This is a genomic window from Pseudomonas sp. 25 R 14 (assembly GCF_900004755.1).
GTDB lineage: Bacteria > Pseudomonadota > Gammaproteobacteria > Pseudomonadales > Pseudomonadaceae > Aquipseudomonas > Aquipseudomonas brenneri.
This window is the reverse complement of record NZ_CVTS01000045.1, coordinates 29,952-51,650: the sequence shown is the minus strand read 5'-3', so window position 1 is coordinate 51,650 and position 21,699 is coordinate 29,952. Positions and strand designations below refer to the sequence as shown.

Sequence of the window (21,699 nt, the reverse complement as noted above, 5' to 3'; positions counted from 1 at the left end):
CGATGAAGTGCAGCATTCTAGCGGTCATTGTAGGAAGTGTGCTCACATTGGGTGCTGCGCACGCCCAGGAGTTGCAAGCCGTGCCGAACACACCGGCGACCACCACGGGTGCACCGGGTACCGCAACGCCGACGCCGTATCCGCAAGTCACACCGCCGACGGCACCCAAGCCACAAGGGACTGGGGCGCCTTTGTTGCCGCCGATTGAAATGCCCAAGCCGCCGAAGGACCAGACCTTGCCCGGCCTGCAGCAAAACGACAGCAAGCCGAAGGCGCCGGCGGCGGGGTCTTAAACCAGCCCCAGGGCCTTGAACACAAAGGCGTATTCCAGGGCTACGTCACGCAGGCCCTGGTAGCGCCCGCTCATGCCGCCGTGGCCGGCCCCCAGTTCGGTCTTGAGCAGCAGCAAGTTGTCGTCGGTCTTGGTCGCACGCAGCTTGGCCACCCATTTGGCCGCCTCCCAGTACTGCACACGGCTGTCGTTGTAGCCGGCGATCACCAGCATCGCCGGGTAGGCCTGGGCGCTGACGTTTTCGTAGGGCGCATAGGCCTTGATCCGCGCGTACACCTCGGGTTCCTGGGGATTGCCCCATTCGTCATATTCGGTGACGGTCAACGGCAGGTCCGGGTCGAGCATGGTGTTGAGCACATCGACGAACGGCACTTCGGCAATCGCCGCCTGGAACAGTTCCGGGCGCTGGTTGAGCACGGCACCGATCAACAGCCCACCGGCGCTGCCACCACTGATGGCCAACTGCTCTGAGGTGGTCAGGCCCTGGGCGATCAAGTGCTCGGCGCAGGCAATAAAGTCGCTGAAGGTGTTTTGTTTGTGCTCCTGCTTGCCGGCGCGGTACCAGGCTTCGCCCAATTCGCCGCCGCCGCGCACATGGGCAATCGCAAACGCCACGCCGCGGTCCAGCAGGCTCAGGCGCGCATGGGAAAACCACGGGTCGAGGCTTGAGCCGTAAGCGCCGTAGCCATACAGGTACAGCGGTGTTGGCTGGCCCACCTGGTCGCGCCTGACCACCAGGCTGATCGGCACTTGGGTGCCATCGGCCGAGGTAGCCCACAGCCGCTGGCTGACATAGTCGTCGGCATTGAATACGCCCAGTACCGGGGTTTCCTTGAGCACGTGTTGCACGCCGCTGGCCAGTTCCAACTGGCGAACCTGGGCCGGGCGATTCAGCGCCTCATAGCGCAGGCGGATCTTGTCGCTGTCGAATTCCAGGCTGTTTTGCACGTACAGGCTGTAGGCCGCGTCTGGCAGTTCCACACGATAGCTCGGCAGGCCTTGTGGGTGCACGTCGATCACCGGCAGGCCGCCGATACGCAGGCTCAGGGTCATGGCCCGGGCGTTGAGGGTAACGCCATCAAGCATCACTGCGTTATCGTGGGCGATCAGGTTTTGCCACTGGTCTTCGCTGGGCACGCCGGCGTTGTCAGCCGCCTGGAACAGCGCAAAGTTGATGCCGTCGCGGTTGCTGCGGATAAACCAGGTCCACTGTTCATTCAGCTTGCCGTGGTCGACATCGTACTCATGACCTTCAACCCGTGGCGCCAGGCAGGCAAACGCCTGTTGCGGCTGCTCGGCGTCCAGGGCCCAGATTTCACTGGTGGTCTTGCTGCCCAGGGACAGCAGCAGTTGGCGTTCGGAGCTTGAGCGGTAGCAATGCAGGAAGAAACGTCCGTCGGGCTCGTGGAACACTTCTTCGGCAGCGGTACCGTCCAGGTGATAGCGATATAGCTTGTGTGGGCGATGAGTCTCGTCCAGCTCGCCGAAAAATAGCGTCAGGCTGTCGTTGGCCCAGGTCATGCTGCCGTCGCAGTCTTCGAAGGCCAGTTCGCTGACCTTGCCCGAAGACAATTCCTTCACGTACAGGGTGTAGATCTCTTCGCCGTTGGTGTCCAGGCTGTAGGCTAGGCGCTTGTGGTCCGGGCTGATGCTGAAGGCGCCAAGGGAGAAAAAGCCGCCATTGGCCAGGACGTTGGGGTCCAGCAGCAGTTCTTCGGCGTGTTCATCGATCTGCTGGCTGTCATCGGCCGGGCGTGGGCAGCGGTAATGGCGTGCGTATTCGTCACCGGCGGTGGTGCGCGTGTAATACAGGTATGGCCCCCAGGGCGAGGGCAGTGACAGGTCGGTTTCGAGGATGCGCCCCTTAATCTCTTGAAACAGAGTTTCGCGCAGCTCTTTTTGATCTGCGAGCTGCGCCTCCTGCCAGGCGTTTTCGGCCTTGAGGTAGTCGAGCACCTCGCTGCTGTCGCGTTCCTGCAACCAGGCATACGGGTCCTGGCCTGGGGCGCTGCGGGCAATCGGGGCAGCAGTGATGTGGGTCGATGGAGGCATGGATCACTCTCTGTCTGGCAGTGGGCCGACGGCATTGCAGCCGTGGCACGGAAAAGCCGTTATCATACGGGCCTGTTTGCCTACCTTGCCATGGACACCATGACCGAGAACGACTATCTGACCGCTTGGGGCCTCTACGCCTTCGCCGCTTTGGGCTGCCTGTTGGTGTGGTTTCGCCTGACCCGCTGGATCTGGCGCTGGCTGCGCGAACCGCTGCGGTTGCTGATGGCGGTGCTGCTGTTGAGCCCGACCATTGTCGATCCGGTCAAGGAGCAGTTTGCCCCTGCCGTGGCCATCACCGCCCTGGATCTGCTGCTCAAAGTGGGTAATAACGCCTGGCGGGCGATTTCCGACTTGCTCATGTACGCGATGATCGCCTTTGGCCTGTACCTGGTCTTTGTGCTGATTCGCTGGCCCATCGAGCGTGCTGCCAAGGCCCGTCGCGAAGAGAAGGCCGCCGCTGCGGCAGCGGTCGCGGCCGAGCCTGAGGACGACGAGCCCTATGGCCGTCCGCCGGCCCCTGTCGGTGGCATGCGGGTCGAACCGCGCCTTTAACGTTGTCTGCCCTGCATCGAGAGTCCTGGCATGTGTGAATTATTGGGCATGAGTGCCAACGTACCGACCGATATCGTGTTCAGCTTCACCGGGCTGATGCAGCGTGGTGGGCGCACCGGTCCGCATCGCGATGGCTGGGGCATTGCCTTCTACGAGGGCCGTGGCCTGCGGCTGTTCCAGGACCCGGCCGCCAGCAGTGAGTCGGAAGTCGCGCTGCTGGTGCAGCGTTATCCGATCAAGAGTGAAGTGGTGATTGGCCATATCCGCCAGGCCAACGTGGGCAAGGTGAGCCTGTCCAATACCCATCCGTTCGTGCGTGAGCTGTGGGGGCGCAACTGGTGTTTCGCGCATAACGGCCAATTGGCAGACTTCACGCCCCAGGCCACGTTCTACCGCCCGGTGGGGGATACCGACAGCGAAGCGGCATTCTGCGACCTGCTCAACCGTATCCGCGAGGCGTTTCCCGAGCCGGTGGATATCGAACAGGTGCTGCCTGACCTGATCGCCGCCTGTGCCGAATACCGCAGCAAGGGCGTGTTCAACTGCCTGCTCAGTGATGGTGATTGGCTGTTTTGCTACTGCTCGACCAAACTGGCACAGATTACCCGTCGTGCGCCTTTTGGCCCCGCGCGCCTGAAAGATGTCGACGTGATCGTCGATTTTCAGGCTGAAACGACTCCCAACGATGTGGTGACGGTGATTGCCACCGAACCCTTGACCGAAAACGAGACCTGGACCCGCTACGAGCCCGGCCAGTGGAGCCTGTGGCGGCGCGGCGAATGCGTCAGCCAGGGCACAACCGAATAAGGACGTCGACTATGTTGCTCAGCTATCTGCGACTGGTGTTGTTTGCCATCGGCTTGTTGGTCGGGGTGCAAGTCCCGGGGTTCATCAACGACTACGCCAAGCGCGTCGAAGCCCATTTGATCGAAGCCCAGACCGGCCTGCGCGGTTTTGAAAGCACCGCTCAGCAGTTCTTCAATGGCGATTTACAGGCCCTGGTGGCGCATTACCGTGCCAGCGAGGATCCGGTGTTCCGCAGCGATGCCAACAGCCTCGGCAGCTTGCTCGATCGCCAGGTGGCATTGGACAAGCAGTTCCAGGCCATGCAGGGGCCGTGGTACATCCGCGCCTTGCAGGTGGCGGTGGCCGCCGACCCGGATATCCGCAAGGAGACCTGGAATGGCTACAGCTACCAGATCCTCCTGACCCCCGAAGCCATGGGCTGGGGCCTGGGCGGGGCGATGCTGTTGTCGTTCGGCCTGGAATGCCTGTTCCGCCTGATCGACTGGGTGGTGCTGGGCGGCAAGCGTTTGCGCCAGAGCCGGCCGATTGAAGAGCGGGACCTCAAGGGCCTTTAAGTACGCCGAAAATCCAACTGTGGAGCTGGGCTTGTGTAGGAGCTGGCTTGCCAGCGATAGCGGTATTTCAGTCGCCGGATACATTGACTGATCCACCGCTATCGCGAGCAAGCCCGCTCCCACAGGTTTAATCGGGTTTCTTCAGTGAGAGTGGTTGACTGAGCACCATGCGCTCTTCACCCACTTCCTCGGCATATCGCGCCACGACGCTCTGGCACAACGCAACCATCTCCTCCACCAACTCCACTCCCACCCGCCACGACACCACCACCTGCAGGTTCGGCAAACGCTGCGCCATGGGAAGCACTATCAACTCGCCGCGCGCCAATTCCTCGCTGACCAGCACCGGTGGCAACGCGCCAATACCGAAACCATCGCGCAGCAAGCGAGTGATGGCCGACACCGAGTTCACACAGTTCATGCGCGGTGCCGCTACGCCATGGGCCTGCATCAGGCTCAATACGTCCTGGTGTGGATGAGAGTTTTTCGAGTAGGTGATGATCCGTTCCTGGGCCAGCTCGGCGAGGGAGGCGTAGTCACGGTTGTAGATCGAATGGCTGGCGACGATCCAGCCCATGGGGTGGCTGGCCAGATCCAGGCTGCGCACTGATTCCTGGCGCAGCAGGTCGGTTTGCAGGATCAGGTCGAGAAAGCCTTTTTGCAACTGATCGCAGAGGTTCAGCGCGGTATCGGCCACCAGTTCGATTTCCACCAGCGGAAAATGGTCCATCAACTCGGTCACCAGCGGGCTGAGCCAGGTGTGGATCACGGTGTCCATCGCGCCGATACGGATCCGTCCGACCTTACTGCTGGTGGTTTCCAGCGACTGCTTGAGCCCCTGCATGGTGACCATCATCTGCTCGGCATAATCGAGCACCTTCACCCCGTCCGGGGTCAGGCTCACACCTCGTGAGTCACGCAGGAACAGCTTCACCCCCAGCTCGCTTTCCAGCACCGCAATGCGGCTGGAGATCGAGGCCTGGGTGGTGAACAGCTTCTCTGCCGTCAGCCGGAAGCTCTTGAGCCGGGCCACCCAGACGAAGGTTTCGAGGAACTTCAAATTCATGGGATCAACTTTTTCTTATGCATGGATCGGTTTTTATTAGTTGGACGCAACAGGGGCTGCGCGCCAAAAATCGGGCTGTCTCACGATAAGCGTCGTCGGGGCTCAGGACAACATCATTGCGGGATCTTGGTAAAAGATCCCACACTACAAAAAAATAAAGCCTACAGGAGTCCTCACCGTGAGCCGCCTGCTACTGAATTGCGACATCGGCGAAAGCTTTGGCGCCTGGACCATGGGTCTGGATGCCGAAGTCATGCCATTCATTGATTGCGCCAATATTGCCTGCGGTTTCCATGCTGGCGATCCGAGCATCATGCGCAAGACTGTCGCCCTGGCACTGCAGCATGGCGTGCAAATCGGTGCGCACCCGGCCTATCAGGACCTGGCAGGCTTTGGCCGCCGCTCCATGGCGTATGCGCCCCAGGAACTCCAGGACCTGCTGCATTACCAGATCGGTGCCCTCGACGGTATTTGCCGGGCCCAGGGCGGTCGTGTCAGCTACGTCAAACCCCATGGCGCGATGTACAACGACATGATGGCCAAGCCTGCGCAATTGCGCGCGGTGATCCAGGCCGTGGCAGCGTACGACGCCAGCCTGCCGTTGATGCTGATGGCCACTCGTGACAATCGTGCTGCCCAGGCCCTGGGTGATGAGTACGGCGTGACCCTGTGGTTCGAAGCCTTTGCCGACCGTGCCTACGACAATGCCGGGCATCTGGTCTCGCGCCAGTTGCCGGGAGCTGTGCATCACGATGCGCAGGTCATCCTCCAGCAAGCCCTGACCATTGCCCGTGGCGAAACCCTGGTCGCCAGCGATGGCAGCCCGCTGCTGTTGCAGGCCAACACCCTTTGCGTGCATGGCGATAACGCCAGCTCGGTGGCGGCGGTGCAGCGTATTCGCCAGGCGTTGAGGCCACAATGAAGCCACGGATTGAAGTAGTGGCCATCGATTGTTTGATGGTGCGCCTGTTTGAGGTGATCGCTGAAGACAACATGCCCTGGATGCTCGCCGCTACGCGTCGGTTGCGTGAAGGGTTTGGCGCAGCGCTGGTGGATTTGGTGCCGTCCTACACGACCCTGATGGTGCATTACGACCTGCTGGCGTTGAGTCCGACACAGGCCCGTGAATTGATCGATCAGGCTCTGACGGACTTGCAGCCACAGGCCCAGGGTAGTGGGCAGTGTCATGTATTGCCGGTGTGGTACGACCTGAGCGTCGGCCCTGAACTGGCCTTGCTCGCACGGCGTAGCGGGCTTGAGGTCAACGAGGTGATCCGCCGCCACAGCCAGCATCAATACCAGGTCTTCGCCCTCGGGTTTGCCCCGGGTTTTGCCTTTATGGGGCTGGTGGAAGAACAGCTTGCCGCGCCACGTCTAGGCACCCCGCGCAAACGGGTGGCGCCAGGCAGTGTCGGCATCGCCGAGCGGCAGACCGCAGCCTATCCGGTGGAATCCCCTGGCGGCTGGAACCTGATTGGCCGCACCCCGGCCAAATTGTTCGATCGTGAGCGCGATGGCTACAGCTTGGTGCAGCCGGGCGACAGCGTGCGTTTCGAAGCCATTGGACGTGCTGAATTTATCAACCTGGGTGGCGATGACACGCCCTTGGAGGCCCAGGCATGAGCCGCTTGTTGATCGAGGCCAGCACCGCGTTATGCCTGTTGCAGGATGCCGGGCGCTTTGGTGTGCGGCATCTGGGCGTGACCCAGGGTGGCGCGCTGGATTGGGTGTCGATGTCCTGGGCCAATTGGCTGCTGGGCAATCCATTGGATGTGCCGGTGGTGGAAATCACCTTGGGCGGTTTTACCGTACTGGCCGAGGACTATTGCGTGCTGGCCCTGGCCGGTGCTGACCTGGGGGCTTACATCGATGAGCGTGCCATCAGCCCTGGGCGTAGTTTCATTCTGCAAAAAGGCCAGCGTTTGCGTTTCACCCAACCCCACAGTGGAGCGCGGGCTTACCTGGCGGCGCCAGGTGGTTTTGATGCACCCAAGGTGCTGGGCAGTTGTGCCAGCGTCGCACGTGAAGCCTTGGGCGGGCTGGATGGTTTTGGCCGCGCCCTGGCTGAAGGCGCATCCCTGGTGTATTCCGGCACGGGCACTCATTTACGGGAGTTGCCTGTTGAGCGGTTGCCCACAGCGGCGTCCCTGGAGGTGATCCTTGGCGCGCAGATCGGCCAGTTCAGTGGCCAGAGTCTGTTCGATGTGTTCAATACCGAATGGACCCTGGACAGCCGTGCCGACCGCATGGGTATGCGCTTGCTGGGCACGCCGTTGCAGTATCAGGGGCCGTCGTTGATCTCTGAAGGCATTCCCTTGGGCGCGATTCAGGTGCCGCCCGATGGGCAGCCGATTGTCTTGCTTAATGACCGGCAGACGATTGGTGGCTACCCGCGATTGGGCGCGTTGACACCGTTGTCATTGGCGCGCCTGGCGCAGTGCTTGCCGGGGGAGAAGGTGCGGTTGGCGCCGGTGATGCAAGAGACGGCGCACCGTGAGCATCTGAGCTATTTGCAGCGATTTACGAACCGCTAAAGGCATCGCAGGCAAGCCAGCTCCCACATTTAAACTGCGCTCACACAGTAAAGTATGTGAATGCATTCCATGTGGGAGCTGGCTTGCCTGCGATAGCGTCAGTGAATTCACCGCCTATTTAGAGAGAAAACGCATCCCCTCTTCAAGCCCCCGCAAGGTCAGCGGATACATCTGGTCCTCGATCAAATCGCGCACGATATTGGTCGACGAGGTATAGCCCCAGGTATCTTTCGGGTACGGGTTAATCCAGATCAGCTTCTTGTACTTCTCCATGAACCGCTGCATCCATACATACCCCGGCTCCTCGTTCCAGTGCTCCACGCTGCCCCCGGCCTGGGTGATTTCGTAGGGGGCCATGGCCGCGTCGCCGATGAAGATCACCTTGTAGTCGGCGCCGTACTTGTGCAGCAAATCCTGGGTCGAGGTGCGCTCGGAGGTGCGGCGCATGTTGTTCTTCCACACCGACTCATAAACGAAGTTGTGGAAGTAGAAGTACTCCAGGTGCTTGAACTCGGTCTTGCAGGCCGAGAACAGTTCCTCGCAGATCTTCACATGGGCATCCATCGAGCCGCCGATGTCGAACAGCAACAGCAACTTGACCGTGTTGCGCCGTTCCGGACGCATCTGGATATTCAGCAGGCCGGCATCGCGGGCGGTGTGGTCGATGGTGCCGTCGATATCCAACTCTTCGGCCGCACCCTGGCGCGCGAATTTGCGCAAGCGGCGCAGCGCGACCTTGATATTGCGTGTGCCCAGCTCCACCGAATCATCGAGGTTCTTGTACTCGCGCTGGTCCCAGACCTTGACCGCCTTGCCCTGGCGCTGGCCGGCATCGCCCACGCGGATGCCCTCGGGGTTGAAACCGCCGGAACCGAACGGGCTGGTGCCGCCGGTGCCGATCCACTTGTTGCCGCCGGCGTGGCGTTCCTTTTGTTCTTCCAGGCGTTTCTTGAACTCTTCGATCAGCTTGTCCAGGCCGCCCAGGGACTGGATCTGCGCGCGTTCTTCAGCGCTCAGCGAGCGTTCGAACTCCTTGCGCAGCCAGTCTTCGGGAATCAGGGCCTGCAAGTGATCGTCGAGTTTTTCCAGGCCATTGAAGTAGGCGCCGAAGGCTCGGTCGAACTTGTCGAAATGACGCTCGTCCTTCACCAGGATCGCCCGGGACAAGTAGTAAAACTCGTCCATGTCGGCGAAGGTCACCCGCTGTTTCAGGGCGTTGATCAGGTCCAGCAGTTCACGCACCGAAACCGGTACCTTGGCTGCACGCATTTCATTGAACAGGTTGAGCAACATGGCAGAAGCCCTTATCGAGTGCCGCGACGGCTCATGAACGCCAGGCGTTCAAGCAGTTGCACATCCTGCTCGTTTTTCACCAGGGCGCCGGCCAGTGGCGGGATGGCCTTGGTCGGATCACGCTCGCGCAGCACTGCTTCGCCGATATTGTCGGCCATCAGCAGCTTGAGCCAGTCCACCAGTTCGGAGGTGGAGGGTTTTTTCTTCAGGCCCGGCACCTTGCGCACGTCGAAGAACACGTCCAGCGCTTCGCTGACCAGGTCTTTCTTGATGTCCGGGTAATGCACGTCGACGATTTTCTGCAGGGTGGTGCGGTCGGGGAAGGCGATGTAGTGGAAGAAGCAGCGACGCAGGAACGCATCCGGCAGCTCTTTCTCGTTGTTGGAGGTAATGATGATGATCGGGCGTTTCTTGGCCTTGATGGTCTCGTCGATTTCGTAGACGTAGAACTCCATCTTGTCGAGTTCTTGCAACAGGTCGTTGGGGAACTCGATATCGGCCTTGTCGATCTCGTCGATCAGCAGGATCACCCGCTCCTCGGACTCGAAAGCCTCCCACAGCTTGCCCTTCTTCAGGTAGTTGCGCACGTCATGGACCTTGTCCACTCCCAACTGTGAGTCGCGCAGGCGGCTGACCGCATCGTATTCATACAGGCCTTGATGTGCCTTGGTGGTGGACTTGATGTGCCAGGTGATCAAGCGTGCGCCGAACGATTCGGCCAGTTGCTCGGCGAGCATGGTCTTGCCGGTGCCCGGCTCGCCCTTGACCAGCAGCGGGCGCTCCAGCGTGATGGCGGCGTTGACGGCCAGTTTCAGGTCATCGGTGGCAACGTAGGCCTGGGTGCCTTCGAACTTCATCTATCAATCCTCGAACGTGACGCCGGTAGTCAGCATGGCTGCGACTATACCGCGCAGCCCCGGCGACTGTGAACGCAGACGGGTTATTCAGTCTCTGAATGACCAGTCACGCCAGGGTTAATCGGCATTGGTTTTTCTTCCCAGTGTATAGGCGGTTAACTGCGCAGGAGCCGGCAACGTTCCTCGACTGGACGCCTTGGAGTACGAGGCATACCCTTGTTGCCTTCTTGAACACCGCCTAAAGGACCCCGCCATGAGCCGCATTTTTGCAGACAACGCGCACTCCATCGGTAACACGCCCCTGGTTCAGATCAACCGTATCGCGCCGCGTGGCGTGACCATCCTGGCCAAGATCGAAGGGCGTAACCCTGGGTATTCGGTGAAGTGCCGGATTGGCGCGAACATGATCTGGGACGCGGAAAGCAGCGGCCGACTCAAGCCGGGCATGACCATCGTCGAGCCGACTTCGGGCAACACCGGGATTGGCCTGGCCTTTGTTGCCGCTGCCCGTGGCTACAAGTTGCTGCTGACCATGCCGGCGTCCATGAGCATCGAACGGCGCAAGGTGCTCAAGGCACTGGGGGCCGAACTGGTGCTGACCGAGCCGGCCAAGGGCATGAAAGGCGCCATCGAGAAAGCCGGCGAAATCCTTGCCAGCGACCCGGCGACCTACTTTATGCCGGCCCAGTTCGACAACCCGGCCAACCCGGCCATCCATGAAAAAACCACCGGCCCGGAAATCTGGAATGACACCGATGGCGCTGTGGATGTGCTGGTAGCAGGTGTCGGCACGGGGGGGACCATCACAGGTGTTTCGCGCTATATCAAGAACACGGCGGGCAAGCCGATCCTCTCGGTGGCGGTGGAGCCGATCAGCTCGCCGGTGATTACCCAGGCGCTGGCCGGTGAGGAAATCAAGCCCAGCCCCCACAAAATCCAGGGCATTGGCGCGGGTTTTGTGCCGAAGAACCTCGATCTGTCGATGGTCGACCGGGTGGAGTTGGTCAGTGACGATGAATCCAAGGCCATGGCCCTGCGGTTGATGCAGGAAGAAGGCATCCTGTGCGGGATTTCCTGTGGTGCGGCGATGGCAGTAGCGGTGCGCCTGGCCGAGACACCGGAAATGCAGGGCAAGACCATCGTGGTGATCCTGCCGGACTCCGGAGAGCGTTACCTGTCGAGCATGCTCTTCAGCGATCTGTTCACCGATCAGGAAACCCAGGCCTGACCCTGTAGGCGCGAGCTTGCTCGCGAAGACCCTGAGGGCGCCGCGTCTAATCAGAAGGCACGCGTACCGTTTTCATTCTTCGCCTGAATGCCCCTTGCAAACACGCTCGCTCCTACAGAAAACGGGTTGATCCAAATCAGCCCGTTTTTAAGCCCCTTATGCATAATTGATTACTCGCCGCGCCCCCCTTAAAACGGATTGTTGTCTATCGCGGGTTTTTCCTCCGGCCTGGAATGTTTATCATGGCCGGCTGCTATGTCTGGTTTCCCGCTGCCGGGAGGCTATTTCCAGGAGTTGCTGCATGACCTTTTCTTTGGCCGCCAAGCTGTCGGTGCTGCTGCTGTTTATCGGCAGTACGCTTTACGTGCATCTGCGCGGCAAGGCGCGTTTGCCGGTGCTGCGCCAGTTCGTCAACCATTCGGCGCTGTTCGCCCCATATAACGCCTTGATGTACATCTTCTCGGGCGTGCCGTCCAAGCCTTACCTGGACCGCAGCAAGTTCCCGGAACTGGATGTGCTCAAGGACAACTGGGAAGTGATCCGCGACGAGGCCATGCATCTGTTTGACGAAGGCTATATCCGCGCCGCCGAGAAGAACAACGACGCCGGTTTTGGCTCGTTCTTCAAGAAGGGCTGGAAGCGCTTCTACCTCAAGTGGTACGACAAACCGCTGCCATCGGCTGAGTTGCTGTGCCCGAAAACCGTGGCCCTGGTCAGCAGTATCCCCAACGTCAAGGGCGCTATGTTTGCGCTGTTGCCGGGTGGCAGCCACCTTAACCCGCATCGCGACCCGTTTGCCGGGTCCCTGCGTTATCACCTGGGGTTGTCGACACCCAACTCCGACGACTGCCGCATTTTCGTCGATGGCCAGATCTATGCCTGGCGCGATGGTGAAGATGTGATGTTCGACGAAACCTACGTGCACTGGGTGAAGAACGAAACCGAGAAAACCCGGGTGATTCTGTTCTGTGACATCGAGCGGCCTTTGAGCAACCGGTTGATGACTCGTATCAACCGTTGGGTCAGTGCCCAGTTGGGCCGCGCAACCGCACCACAGAATCTGGATGACGAGCGTGTGGGCGGGATCAACCAGGCCTATGCCTGGAGCAAGGGCTTCAGCGATCGTTTCAGTGGTGTGGTCAAGCAGTGGAAGCGCAAGCACCCCAAAGCCTATCGCGTCATGCGGCCGGTGCTGGCAGTGGTGGTGTTGGTGGCGCTGGGTTATTGGTTGTTTGGCTGATACTGGCATCCGAAATAAAAAAACGCTCTTTATCAGAGCGTTTTTTTATGTGCCGGATTACATGCGTCCTGCCAGCACGCCTTGCGGCTCGTCAACGCCCTCAAGTAGCGCCTGGATAATGCGCGGGTCAACTTCAGCAGGTCGCCCGTTGTTCCGGTCAGGGGCACGGTGTGCTTTTTTGCTCTTGCCTGATTTGGTTTTGATGAGACCTTTCATGGTGTCTCCAAAGTGATCATTAATTGAGCGATTTGCATGATGCTAGGTTCAGGTTATGTCCTTTGCAAGCCTGCCCGACGCATCGAATGCAAAACCGAGCTTTTCGTAGGTAGGGACCGCTCCCTGCATCGGTTCCTGTATTTCAATGGTCTTGCTGCCGACTATCTGCGCGTAGTGTTCAACGGCCATTAACGCGAGAGGGGCGATGTACCCGCGTAATGAATGTGTGCCTCCTGGCGTTGCTTCCAGTCGTACAACTCGCATCCGCATACGGCTGTGGTTCGGGTTAGCGAAACACAACCCGCAGAGTTCAAGATCCAACCAGATCGCTAAGTCGAAATACATCAGCTCTTTCGCTTTCCACTGTACGACGTCATCCCATGAAAAGTGGCTGGATTCCCAAGTGTGATAAGCGTTCAGTGCTGCCGTATCGATGGCTTCGGGCCTGACTCCCTGTAGGTCGATGCCTGTGTGCTTGGTTTGCCTTGTGGATGGCGGCAGCCGGGCAAGTGTTGCGTTGGCAATGTTCCTAGTTTTGGATCTGTTTAGTTGATACCTGAGAAAGGTGTGTGGTCGTGGCATCGATGCTCTTGAGTAATAATGGGTGGGTTTTTCGAGCCTAGGTACTGATCAGCCGCCTGTCCTTACTGGCCTTTTGGCAAAGCCATTGCAAAGCGTGTCACCGGCTGGTTATAGTCGACACCAGGTGTTTCACGACACCTTTAAATCCCTTCAAAAAAGATCAGCCCATGCCTGCTTCCCAACGCATAGCGGTAGTCGATTCAGCGGTCAACGCTGCGGTCGTGCCGTGTGGGAGCCAGCAGCCTGCGCAGATCAGTCATTACCCCCCACCTGTCAGTAGCACGCCGGTGTACGCAGTCGTATCACCGCCGGGTGTTGGCATTTCGGGCTGATCAGCAGATCGCTGTTGCCCGTTGCCCGCCTGTACCGAACCTACTGAATTTCAGCCTTGGCTGAGTTGGCTTTTTGCCTGACTACAGGTGTTCATCATGTCTGTTCTTTCGAAACAATCCGTGGCCGCGGCGGCCTCGACGAGCCTGTTTGTCCTGCTGTGGAGCAGCGGGGCGATTTTTTCCAAGCTGGGCCTGGCCCATGCGTCACCCTTTGCTTTCCTGCTGATCCGCTTTGCCATTGCCCTGGCGGGTCTGGTGGTGCTGGTGCCGGTCCTCAGGCTCAAGTTGCCACGCCCGGGTAAACCGCTGTGGTATGCGGCGGCCACCGGGTTGGTGTTGTTGGGCGCCTATCAGATTTTTTATCTGTTGGCCCTGGACCTGAAGGTCACCCCCGGCGTGATGGCAACCATCATGGGCGTGCAACCGATCCTCACCGTGGTGCTGATGGAATGCCAGCGTTCATGGCGCCGGATGTTCGGCCTGGCGCTGGGGTTGGCGGGCCTGATCATGGTGGTGTACCAGGGCATCGGTCTGGCCGGCATGTCCCTGGCCGGGATGCTTTTCGGCTTGCTGGCGTTGGCGAGCATGACCCTGGGCTCGATCATGCAAAAGCGCATCACCGATAACCCACTGGGCACCTTGCCGGTGCAATACCTGGCGGGTTTGTTGTTGTGTGCGGTGTTTGTGCCGTTCCAGCCTTTTCATTTCGAGCACAACAGCGGCTTCTACCTGCCGGTGCTGTGGATGGGGCTGGTGGTGTCACTGTTGGCGACGCTGTTGCTGTACCGCCTGATTGCACGGGGCAACCTGGTGAATGTCACCAGCTTGTTCTACCTGGTGCCGGCCGTCACCGCTGTGATGGATTACCTGATCTTTGGTAATCGGCTGGCGTTGCTGAGTGTGATGGGGATGGGGTTGATCATCATCGGTCTGGTGTTCGTCTTCCGTAAAACCTGATACCCCGCGTAGGAGCCGGCAAGCCGGCTCCTACGCGGTTTTGATCAGTTTCCCAGGGCGTAGCACCAGCCACAGCGCCCCCGCGATCAACAGCCCGCCATACAGATGGGCCATGGACAACGGCTCATCCAGCAGCAACGCCCCCCACAACACCCCAAACGGCGGAATCATGAAGGTGACGGTCATCGACTTGACCGGCCCGATGGCCGTCAGCAGGCGAAAGTACAGGATGTAAGCAAATGCCGTACACAACAGCCCCAAACCGAGCAGCGACAACCACACATTCCAGCCGCCCCAACTGGCGGGCGGATGACTGAGGGCGCTCCAGCCAAACCACGGTAATAGAAACAAGGTGGCGCCGAGCATGCTGCCCAATGCCGAAAGACGGCTGTCCAGGCCACCCTGTTGATCCAGCCAGCGCCGCGCCAGGAAACCGGCGAAGCCATAGCAGGTGGTTGCCAGCAGGCAGGCGAGGGCGCCCATCAGCAGTTCCAGGTCAAAGGCCACCGGCCCGGCCCGCGTGAGGATGCCCACGCCGAACAGGCCCAGGCCTACCCCGGCAATCTTCGACAGCGTCAGCCGCTCATGGAAAAACAGCCCGCCAATCAATACGCCCATCAACGGCGTCGTCGCGTTGAAAATCGCTGAATAACCTGCGGGTAATACCTGGGCCGCCACCGAATACATGGTCGCGGGAATCCCCGAGTTGATCACCCCCAGCAGCAGGACCGTCTTGAATTTGCCCTGGAAGTCCCAGCGCACCCGCAGCATGGCCAGGATCACCAGCAAGCCGGCGGCGGCAATTGACACGCGGAAGAATGCTGTAGGGATCGTGCCGATCTCGGGGGCGATAATGCGCATGAACAGAAAACTCGCGCCCCAGATGGCGGCCAGTACCAGCAGGTACAGGGTGTCGACAGGTCTCACAGACAGCTCCTTTTTAATCAGGGCGAGAGTGTTGCCCAGGGACCTGTCCGACACAATCTTTTACTTGTTCCTACAGAGTAAAGCGCGTCACCAGGCCATAGAGGTCTGCCGCCAGACGCGACAATTGTTTGAGTCGCCCTTATCCGTGGCACATCGTCCTGCAAAAATTGTACTTCTCCTGTTTGCGCACACTGGCTAATCTCAGGTCTTCCGAATGCCCGCAGAGGTCTCCGACATGCCGCAGCAAACGCCTGCCATCGACACCGCGCAGTCCATCGCACAGATGATCCTTGATGGCTTCGACGATTACCGCGAGCACTTTCGCCAGATCACCGACGGCGCTCGCGAGCGTTTTGAAAAGGCCCAGTGGCAAGAGGCGCAAACCGCTTCGGCGGCGCGGATCAACCTGTATGAAGAGAAGGTCGGTGAAGTCACCACGCGCCTGCGGGCAACCTTCGATGAGGGGGCGCTGCTGGATATCCAGTCCTGGCCCCTGGTCAAGAGCGCCTATATCAGCCTGATCGACCTGCGGTTTGACGATGAACTGTCCGAGACCTGGTACAACTCGATTTTTTGCGGGCTGTTCAGTCATGACCTGATCAGCGACGGCTGCATGTTCATCCACACCACCCGCCCCAGCCTGCGCCGGGCCCGCGCCGCGCAAACCCGCACCTACAAGCCCCAGGGCCAACTGGCGGGCATGCTGGAGCAGATTTTCAGCGACTACCGCTTCAGCGAGCCCTACGCCGACCTGCCCGCTGACCTGCAGCGCCTCGAAGCGCAGTTGCGCGAGAACCTGCCGGATTGGGTGTGCAAGGACCCGGACCTCAACGTCGAACTGTTTTCCTCGGTGCTCTATCGCAACAAGGGCGCGTACCTGGTGGGCCGCCTCTATACCCGCGATGAACAATGGCCGCTGGTCATCCCGCTGCTGCACCGCGAAGGCCAGGGCATTCGCATCGACGCGTTGATCACCGACGAAGCCGATGTGTCGATCATCTTCTCGTTCACCCGTTCCTATTTCATGGTGGATGTGCCGGTACCGGCGGAGTTCATCGGCTTTCTCAAGCGCATCCTGCCGGGCAAGCACATCGCCGAGCTGTACACCTCCATTGGCTTCTACAAGCACGGCAAGTCGGAGTTCTATCGTGCGCTGATCAACCACCTGGCCAGCACCGACGACCAGTTCATCATGGCGCCGGGCGTGCGCGGGATGGTCATGAGCGTGTTCACCCTGCCCGGGTTCAACACCGTGTTCAAGATCATCAAGGACCGTTTCTCGCCGTCGAAAAACGTCAACCGTGCCACGGTGATCGAGAAGTACCGCCTGGTCAAAAGTGTCGACCGGGTCGGGCGCATGGCCGACACCCAGGAGTTCGCCGACTTCCGTTTCCCCTTGAGCAAGTTCGAGCCCGAATGTCTGGCCGAGTTGCTGGAAGTGGCCGCTGGCACGGTCGAGGTGGAAGGCGACACAGTATTGATTCGCCACTGCTGGACCGAACGGCGCATGACCCCGCTCAACCTCTACCTGGAGAACGCCAACGAAGCCCAGGTACGCGAAGCTCTGGAAGACTACGGCCTGGCGATCAAGCAACTGGCGGCGGCCAATATCTTTCCCGGCGACATGCTGCTGAAAAACTTTGGCGTCACCCGCCATGGTCGCGTGGTGTTCTACGACTATGACGAGATCTGCTTCCTGACCGAGGCCAACTTCCGCCATATCCCGGCCCCGCGCACCCCGGAGGATGAAATGGCCTCCGAGCCCTGGTACTCCATCGGCCCGCTGGACGTGTTCCCCGAAGAGTTCCCACCGTTCCTGTTCGCCGATGCCGGGCAGCGACGCTTGTTTGATGAGTTGCATGGCGAGTTGTACAACGCCGACTACTGGAAAGGCCTGCAAGAGGCGATTCGGGCGGGGAAGGTGATTGATGTATTCCCGTATCGCAGGAAGGAGCAGCTATAAGCGGCAAGCTTCAAGCGGCAAGTAAACGCGCAACGGCTCTTACTTGCCGCTTGAAGCTTGCCGCTAGCCACTGCTTTTCTGCCACAATTGCCGGCCGTGCATTAATAGACGACCTCCAAAGTACCTGATGACTGACCAAGCGCCCGCTATCGACCAACTCCTGAAAAACCTCGATCACGCCATGCTCGCTGACCGCCACCGCTTGCGTCGGCAGTTGCTTGAGCTGCGCAAGAAGCCCGATGAGGAGAAGCTGGCGCAATGGGTGCTGCGTATGCAGGCGTCCTGTGCCCAGGTGACGGCGCGTGGTGCCAGCGTGCCGCAGATTCGTTATGACGACAGCCTGCCCATCGCCGCCAAGCGCGATGAAATTAAGGCGGCACTGCAAAAGCATCAGGTGCTGATCATTGCGGGCGAGACCGGCTCGGGTAAAACCACGCAGTTGCCGAAGATCTGCCTGGAAATCGGTCGCGGCCAGTACGGCTTGATCGGCCATACCCAGCCCCGGCGTATTGCGGCACGCAGTGTGGCGAGCCGGGTTGCCGAAGAACTGGCGACGCCTTTGGGCGCGCTGGTCGGCTATCAGGTGCGGTTCGAGGACCAGAGCGATTCCAACACCCTGATCAAGCTGATGACCGACGGCATCCTGCTGGCCGAGACCCAGAATGATCGCTACCTCGAACGCTACGACACGATCATCGTCGACGAGGCCCACGAACGCAGCCTGAACATCGACTTTTTGCTGGGTTACCTGAAAACCCTGCTGCCACGTCGTCCGGACCTGAAAGTCATCATCACGTCGGCCACCATCGACCTGGAGCGCTTTTCCAAGCACTTTGACGATGCGCCGATTGTCGAGGTCTCGGGGCGTACGTTCCCGGTGGAAACCTGGTACCGCCCGCTGACCCTGGAGCAGGACGAGGAAGGTAACCGCGTCGAAGACGACTTGACCGTGGACCAGGCGATCCTCGCCACCCTCGATGAAATCGCCGCTTTTGAACGCAGCGAGCGCAAGAGCCCGGGCGATGTGCTGGTGTTCCTGCCTGGTGAGCGCGAGATCCGCGATGCCGCCGATATGCTGCGCAAGGCCCAGCTCAAGCACACGGAAATCCTGCCGTTGTACGCGCGCCTGTCGCCGGCCGAACAGCAGCGCATTTTCCAGTCCCATCCGGGGCGGCGCGTGGTGCTGGCGACCAACGTTGCGGAGACCTCGCTGACGGTGCCGGGCATCCGCTACGTGATCGACAGCGGTACCGCACGCATCAGCCGCTACAGCTACCGCGCCAAGGTCCAGCGCCTGCCGATCGAGGCGATTTCCCAGGCCAGCGCCAACCAGCGTAAAGGCCGTTGCGGCCGGGTCGAGCCGGGCATTTGCGTGCGCCTGTACAGTGAAGAAGATTTTATCGGGCGCCCGGAATTTACCGACCCGGAGATCCTGCGCACCAACCTGGCGGCGGTCATCCTGCAGATGCTGCACCTGCGCCTGGGCGAAATCACCGACTTCCCGTTTATCGAGCCACCGGATGGCAAGGCCATCAGCGATGGCTTCAACTTGCTGCAAGAACTTTCGGCGGTTGATCGCAACAGCCAGCTGACGCCCCTGGGTCGGCAACTGGCGCGTCTGCCAGTGGACCCGCGCATGGGCCGCATGTTGCTGGAGGCGGCCAAGCTCGGCAGTTTGCAGGAAGTGTTGATCGTCGCCAGTGCCATGTCGATCCAGGACCCGCGCGAGCGTCCGCCGGAGCTCCAGCAGGCCGCCGACCAGGCCCACGCGCAATGGAAGGATCCGGACTCGGACTTCGCCGGGCTGGTCAACCTGTGGCGCGGCTTTGAAGAGCAGCGCCAGGAGTTGACCGCCAGCCCGTTGCGCAACTGGTGTCGCAAGAACTTCCTCAACTACCTGCGCCTGCGCGAGTGGCGCGATTCCCATCGCCAGTTGAGCCTGATCTGTCGCGACATGCAGCTGACGGTCAACAAGGAACCGGCGGATTTCCCGAAACTGCACAAGGCGGTGCTGTCCGGCCTGCTCAGCCAGATCGGCCAGAAAACCGAAGACGGCGACTATCTCGGTGCTCGTCAGCGGCGCTTCTGGATCCACCCCTCATCGGGGATCGGCAAGAAGCGCCCGCAATGGCTGATGACTGCCGAGCTGGTGGAAACCACCAAGTTGTATGCGCGCATGGTGGCCAAGATCGATGCTGACTGGATCGAACCGCTGGCGGGGCATTTGATCAAGAAAAACCACTTCGAACCCCATTGGGAAAAGAAGCGCGGCCAGGTCGTGGCCTTTGAACAGATCACTCTGTTTGGCCTGATTGTGGTGGGGCGCCGGCCAGTGCATTACGGGCCGGTGGACCCGGTGGTGTCGCGCGAGCTGTTTATTCGTGAAGGCCTGGTGCGTGGCGAGATCCAGTCCCGGGCCAAGTGCCTGGTGGCCAATCAGCAGTTGCTGGAGCAATTGGACGAACTGGAAGCCAAGGCCCGGCGCCGCGATATCCTGGCCGACGAAGAAACCCTGTACGCCTTCTATGACGCACGCCTGCCAGCGGAGATCCACCAGACGGCGACGTTTGACAGTTGGTACAAAATCACCAGCCAGAAAGACCCGCAACTGCTGATCATGCGCGAAGAAGACGTGCTGGCCCGTGAGGCCAGTGAAGTCACCGCTGCGCATTATCCGGATACATTGCACCTGGGTGACCTGGCCCTGGCCTTGAGTTATCACTTTGAACCCAACCACCCTCGCGACGGCGTGACCTTGCGCGTGCCGGCGCCGCTGTTGCCGGCCTTGCCCGCCGAGCGCCTGGAATGGCTGGTGCCCGGGCTGATCGAGGCCAAGTGCATTGCCCTGGTGCGCAACCTGCCCAAGGCCCTGCGCAAGAACTTCGTGCCGGTGCCGGACTTCGTCAAGGCTGCGCTGCAACGTATCGAATTTGCCCAGGGCTCGCTGCCCCAGGCCCTGGGGCGCGAACTGCTGCGCATGACCGGGGCGCGGGTCAGCGATGAAGCCTGGAGCGAAGCCGCGCAGCAGGTGGAAAACCACCTGAAGATGAACCTTGAAGTGGTTGACGCCCAGGGCAAGTTCCTCGGTGAGGGCCGCGACCTGGCAGCGCTGACCGCACGTTTTGTCGAAGCCAGCCAGGCCGCCCTGGCGGTGCCACAGACTGCCAAAAGCCAGCAGCCGGTGGAGGCCAAGGTCTTCGCCGCCGTGGCCGAGACCACCCAGCAGAAGATTGCCGGGTTGTCGATGACGGTGTATCCGGCATTGGTGGAGGAAAACGGTACGGTCAAGGAAGGACGTTTCTCTACTGCTGCCGAAGCCGAGTTCCAGCATCGACGAGCCTTGCAGCGTTTGTTGATGCAGCAATTGGCCGAGCCGGCAAAATTCCTGCGCGGCAAACTGCCGGGTCTGACCGAGCTGGGGCTGATGTATCGCGAGCTGGGACGTATCGACGCCCTGGTGGAAGACATCCTGCTGGCCAGTCTCGACACCTGTGTGCTGGAGGGCGAGGCCAGCCTGCCCAGGGATGGCGCGGGCCTGGCAGCCCTGGCCGAGCGCAAACGCGGCAGTTGGACCGAACATGCCGAACGCCTGGCGCGCTTGACCCTGGAAGTATTGAAGCTGTGGCATGGCCTGCAAAAGCGTTTCAAGGGCAAGATCGACCTGGCCCAGGCCGTGGCACTCAACGATATCAAGCAGCAACTGAGCAATCTGGTGTACCCGGGCTTTGTGCGCGAAACCCCGGCGCAGTGGTTCAAGGAACTGCCGCGCTATCTCAAGGCCATTGAGCTGCGCCTGGAGAAACTGCCCAGCCAGGTGCAGAAGGACCGGGTCTGGAGCGGCGAGTTGAGTGGCCTGTGGAGCCAGTACCAGACACGCCTGAACAAACACACCCAGGAAGGCAAGCGCGACCCGCAGCTGGAACTCTACCGCTGGTGGCTGGAGGAGTACCGGGTGTCGTTGTTTGCCCAGCAGTTGGGCACCAAGGTACCGATTTCCGACAAGCGCTTGAGCAAACAGTGGAGCCAGGTCGAGCCTTGACCTGCAATACCGGGGGCAGGTGTGCGCGTGACAGGCGCCAAACCCCCCGGTTTATGGCAAACTTCGCCGCTATAAATGCCAGGATCGTCTAGATTGGCTGTATCAGCCTCGACGCGCCGGGAAAAGCGTTTCCCCGTTTGATGTCCGCGCGGCGGACTAGAACGACTTACGGTTTGGTACGACGGTACCAATCCCTTCTGCCTGA

19 protein-coding genes are annotated in these 21,699 nt (G+C 60.4%); 12 read left to right on the top strand and 7 right to left on the bottom strand.

The window, feature by feature from the left end; genetic code table 11:
* Nucleotides 1–2 precede the first annotated feature (2 nt).
* Nucleotides 3–293, top strand: coding sequence for a hypothetical protein (locus BFQ03_RS15115; RefSeq protein WP_032863499.1), 291 nt, complete (start codon nt 3–5; stop codon nt 291–293).
* On the opposite strand, the gene BFQ03_RS15110 is transcribed toward BFQ03_RS15115, so the two are convergent.
* The gene (locus BFQ03_RS15110; protein WP_065943476.1) at nt 290–2,344 is read right to left on the bottom strand and encodes a S9 family peptidase; all 2,055 of its coding nucleotides are present in this window, start codon (nt 2,342–2,344) and stop codon (nt 290–292) included. The genes BFQ03_RS15115 and BFQ03_RS15110 overlap by 4 nt on opposite strands.
* Before the next feature lie 90 nt (nt 2,345–2,434).
* Between BFQ03_RS15110 and BFQ03_RS15105 the strand changes: the two genes are divergently transcribed.
* From BFQ03_RS15105 to BFQ03_RS15095, 3 genes are read left to right on the top strand one after another with little or no spacing between them, the layout of a single operon-like run.
* Nucleotides 2,435–2,899, top strand: a complete 465-nt coding sequence (locus tag BFQ03_RS15105) for an MFS transporter (protein WP_223232741.1) — start codon at nt 2,435–2,437, stop codon at nt 2,897–2,899.
* Between the two features lie 30 nt (nt 2,900–2,929).
* Entirely contained in the window at nt 2,930–3,706 is a 777-nt protein-coding gene (locus tag BFQ03_RS15100) for a class II glutamine amidotransferase (protein ID WP_032863497.1), read from the top strand.
* A gap of 11 nt (nt 3,707–3,717) precedes the next feature.
* On the top strand, nt 3,718–4,260 hold the full coding sequence (locus BFQ03_RS15095) for a DUF2937 family protein (RefSeq protein ID WP_065943475.1): 543 nt from the start codon (nt 3,718–3,720) through the stop codon (nt 4,258–4,260).
* A gap of 127 nt (nt 4,261–4,387) precedes the next feature.
* On the opposite strand, the gene BFQ03_RS15090 is transcribed toward BFQ03_RS15095, so the two are convergent.
* The gene (locus BFQ03_RS15090) at nt 4,388–5,326 is read right to left on the bottom strand and encodes a LysR family transcriptional regulator (protein WP_032863495.1); all 939 of its coding nucleotides are present in this window, start codon (nt 5,324–5,326) and stop codon (nt 4,388–4,390) included.
* A 178-nt stretch (nt 5,327–5,504) separates the two neighbouring features.
* Between BFQ03_RS15090 and BFQ03_RS15085 the strand changes: the two genes are divergently transcribed.
* Genes BFQ03_RS15085 through BFQ03_RS15075 form a run of 3 tightly spaced genes read left to right on the top strand, consistent with a single transcriptional unit; the run spans nt 5,505 to nt 7,860 of the window.
* The gene (locus tag BFQ03_RS15085; protein ID WP_032863494.1) at nt 5,505–6,248 is read left to right on the top strand and encodes a 5-oxoprolinase subunit PxpA; all 744 of its coding nucleotides are present in this window, start codon (nt 5,505–5,507) and stop codon (nt 6,246–6,248) included.
* Nucleotides 6,245–6,949: a 5-oxoprolinase subunit B family protein gene (locus tag BFQ03_RS15080; protein WP_032863493.1), complete on the top strand. Its 705-nt coding sequence runs from the start codon at nt 6,245–6,247 to the stop codon at nt 6,947–6,949. The genes BFQ03_RS15085 and BFQ03_RS15080 overlap by 4 nt, the downstream gene beginning before the upstream one ends.
* Nucleotides 6,946–7,860, top strand: coding sequence for a 5-oxoprolinase subunit C family protein (locus BFQ03_RS15075; RefSeq protein WP_065943474.1), 915 nt, complete (start codon nt 6,946–6,948; stop codon nt 7,858–7,860). The genes BFQ03_RS15080 and BFQ03_RS15075 overlap by 4 nt, the downstream gene beginning before the upstream one ends.
* 114 nt (nt 7,861–7,974) lie before the next feature.
* Here the strand turns inward: BFQ03_RS15075 and BFQ03_RS15070 are convergent, their stop codons facing one another.
* Nucleotides 7,975–9,153 (bottom strand): vWA domain-containing protein, encoded by a 1,179-nt coding sequence (locus tag BFQ03_RS15070; protein WP_032863491.1) that lies wholly within the window; start codon nt 9,151–9,153, stop codon nt 7,975–7,977.
* 11 nt (nt 9,154–9,164) lie between these two features.
* Nucleotides 9,165–10,010: an AAA family ATPase gene (locus tag BFQ03_RS15065; RefSeq protein ID WP_029292347.1), complete on the bottom strand. Its 846-nt coding sequence runs from the start codon at nt 10,008–10,010 to the stop codon at nt 9,165–9,167.
* A gap of 253 nt (nt 10,011–10,263) precedes the next feature.
* Between BFQ03_RS15065 and cysK the strand changes: the two genes are divergently transcribed.
* Both cysK and BFQ03_RS15055 read left to right on the top strand, forming a co-directional pair.
* Nucleotides 10,264–11,238, top strand: coding sequence for a cysteine synthase A (cysK, locus tag BFQ03_RS15060; RefSeq protein ID WP_032863490.1), 975 nt, complete (start codon nt 10,264–10,266; stop codon nt 11,236–11,238).
* Between the two features lie 301 nt (nt 11,239–11,539).
* Nucleotides 11,540–12,478: an aspartyl/asparaginyl beta-hydroxylase domain-containing protein gene (locus BFQ03_RS15055; RefSeq protein WP_032863489.1), complete on the top strand. Its 939-nt coding sequence runs from the start codon at nt 11,540–11,542 to the stop codon at nt 12,476–12,478.
* A 57-nt stretch (nt 12,479–12,535) separates the two neighbouring features.
* Here the strand turns inward: BFQ03_RS15055 and BFQ03_RS30260 are convergent, their stop codons facing one another.
* Nucleotides 12,536–12,694: a hypothetical protein gene (locus BFQ03_RS30260; protein WP_156356829.1), complete on the bottom strand. Its 159-nt coding sequence runs from the start codon at nt 12,692–12,694 to the stop codon at nt 12,536–12,538.
* Between the two features lie 48 nt (nt 12,695–12,742).
* Complete coding sequence (locus tag BFQ03_RS15050) at nt 12,743–13,276, bottom strand: hypothetical protein (protein ID WP_065943473.1); 534 nt, start codon at nt 13,274–13,276, stop codon at nt 12,743–12,745.
* Between the two features lie 428 nt (nt 13,277–13,704).
* Here BFQ03_RS15050 and BFQ03_RS15045 point away from each other — a divergent pair, with 428 nt between their 5' ends.
* Nucleotides 13,705–14,565, top strand: a complete 861-nt coding sequence (locus BFQ03_RS15045; protein ID WP_065943472.1) for a DMT family transporter — start codon at nt 13,705–13,707, stop codon at nt 14,563–14,565.
* 30 nt (nt 14,566–14,595) lie between these two features.
* Here the strand turns inward: BFQ03_RS15045 and BFQ03_RS15040 are convergent, their stop codons facing one another.
* A complete protein-coding gene (locus tag BFQ03_RS15040) occupies nt 14,596–15,492 on the bottom strand; it encodes a DMT family transporter (RefSeq protein ID WP_032863486.1) in 897 nt (298 codons plus the stop codon).
* Nucleotides 15,493–15,727: 235 nt separating this feature from the next.
* Between BFQ03_RS15040 and aceK the strand changes: the two genes are divergently transcribed.
* Together aceK and hrpA are read left to right on the top strand one after the other, a co-directional pair.
* Nucleotides 15,728–17,455, top strand: a complete 1,728-nt coding sequence (gene aceK, locus BFQ03_RS15035; protein WP_065943493.1) for a bifunctional isocitrate dehydrogenase kinase/phosphatase — start codon at nt 15,728–15,730, stop codon at nt 17,453–17,455.
* 127 nt (nt 17,456–17,582) lie between these two features.
* A complete protein-coding gene (gene hrpA / locus BFQ03_RS15030) occupies nt 17,583–21,494 on the top strand; it encodes an ATP-dependent RNA helicase HrpA (protein ID WP_065943471.1) in 3,912 nt (1,303 codons plus the stop codon).
* Nucleotides 21,495–21,699 lie beyond the last annotated feature (205 nt).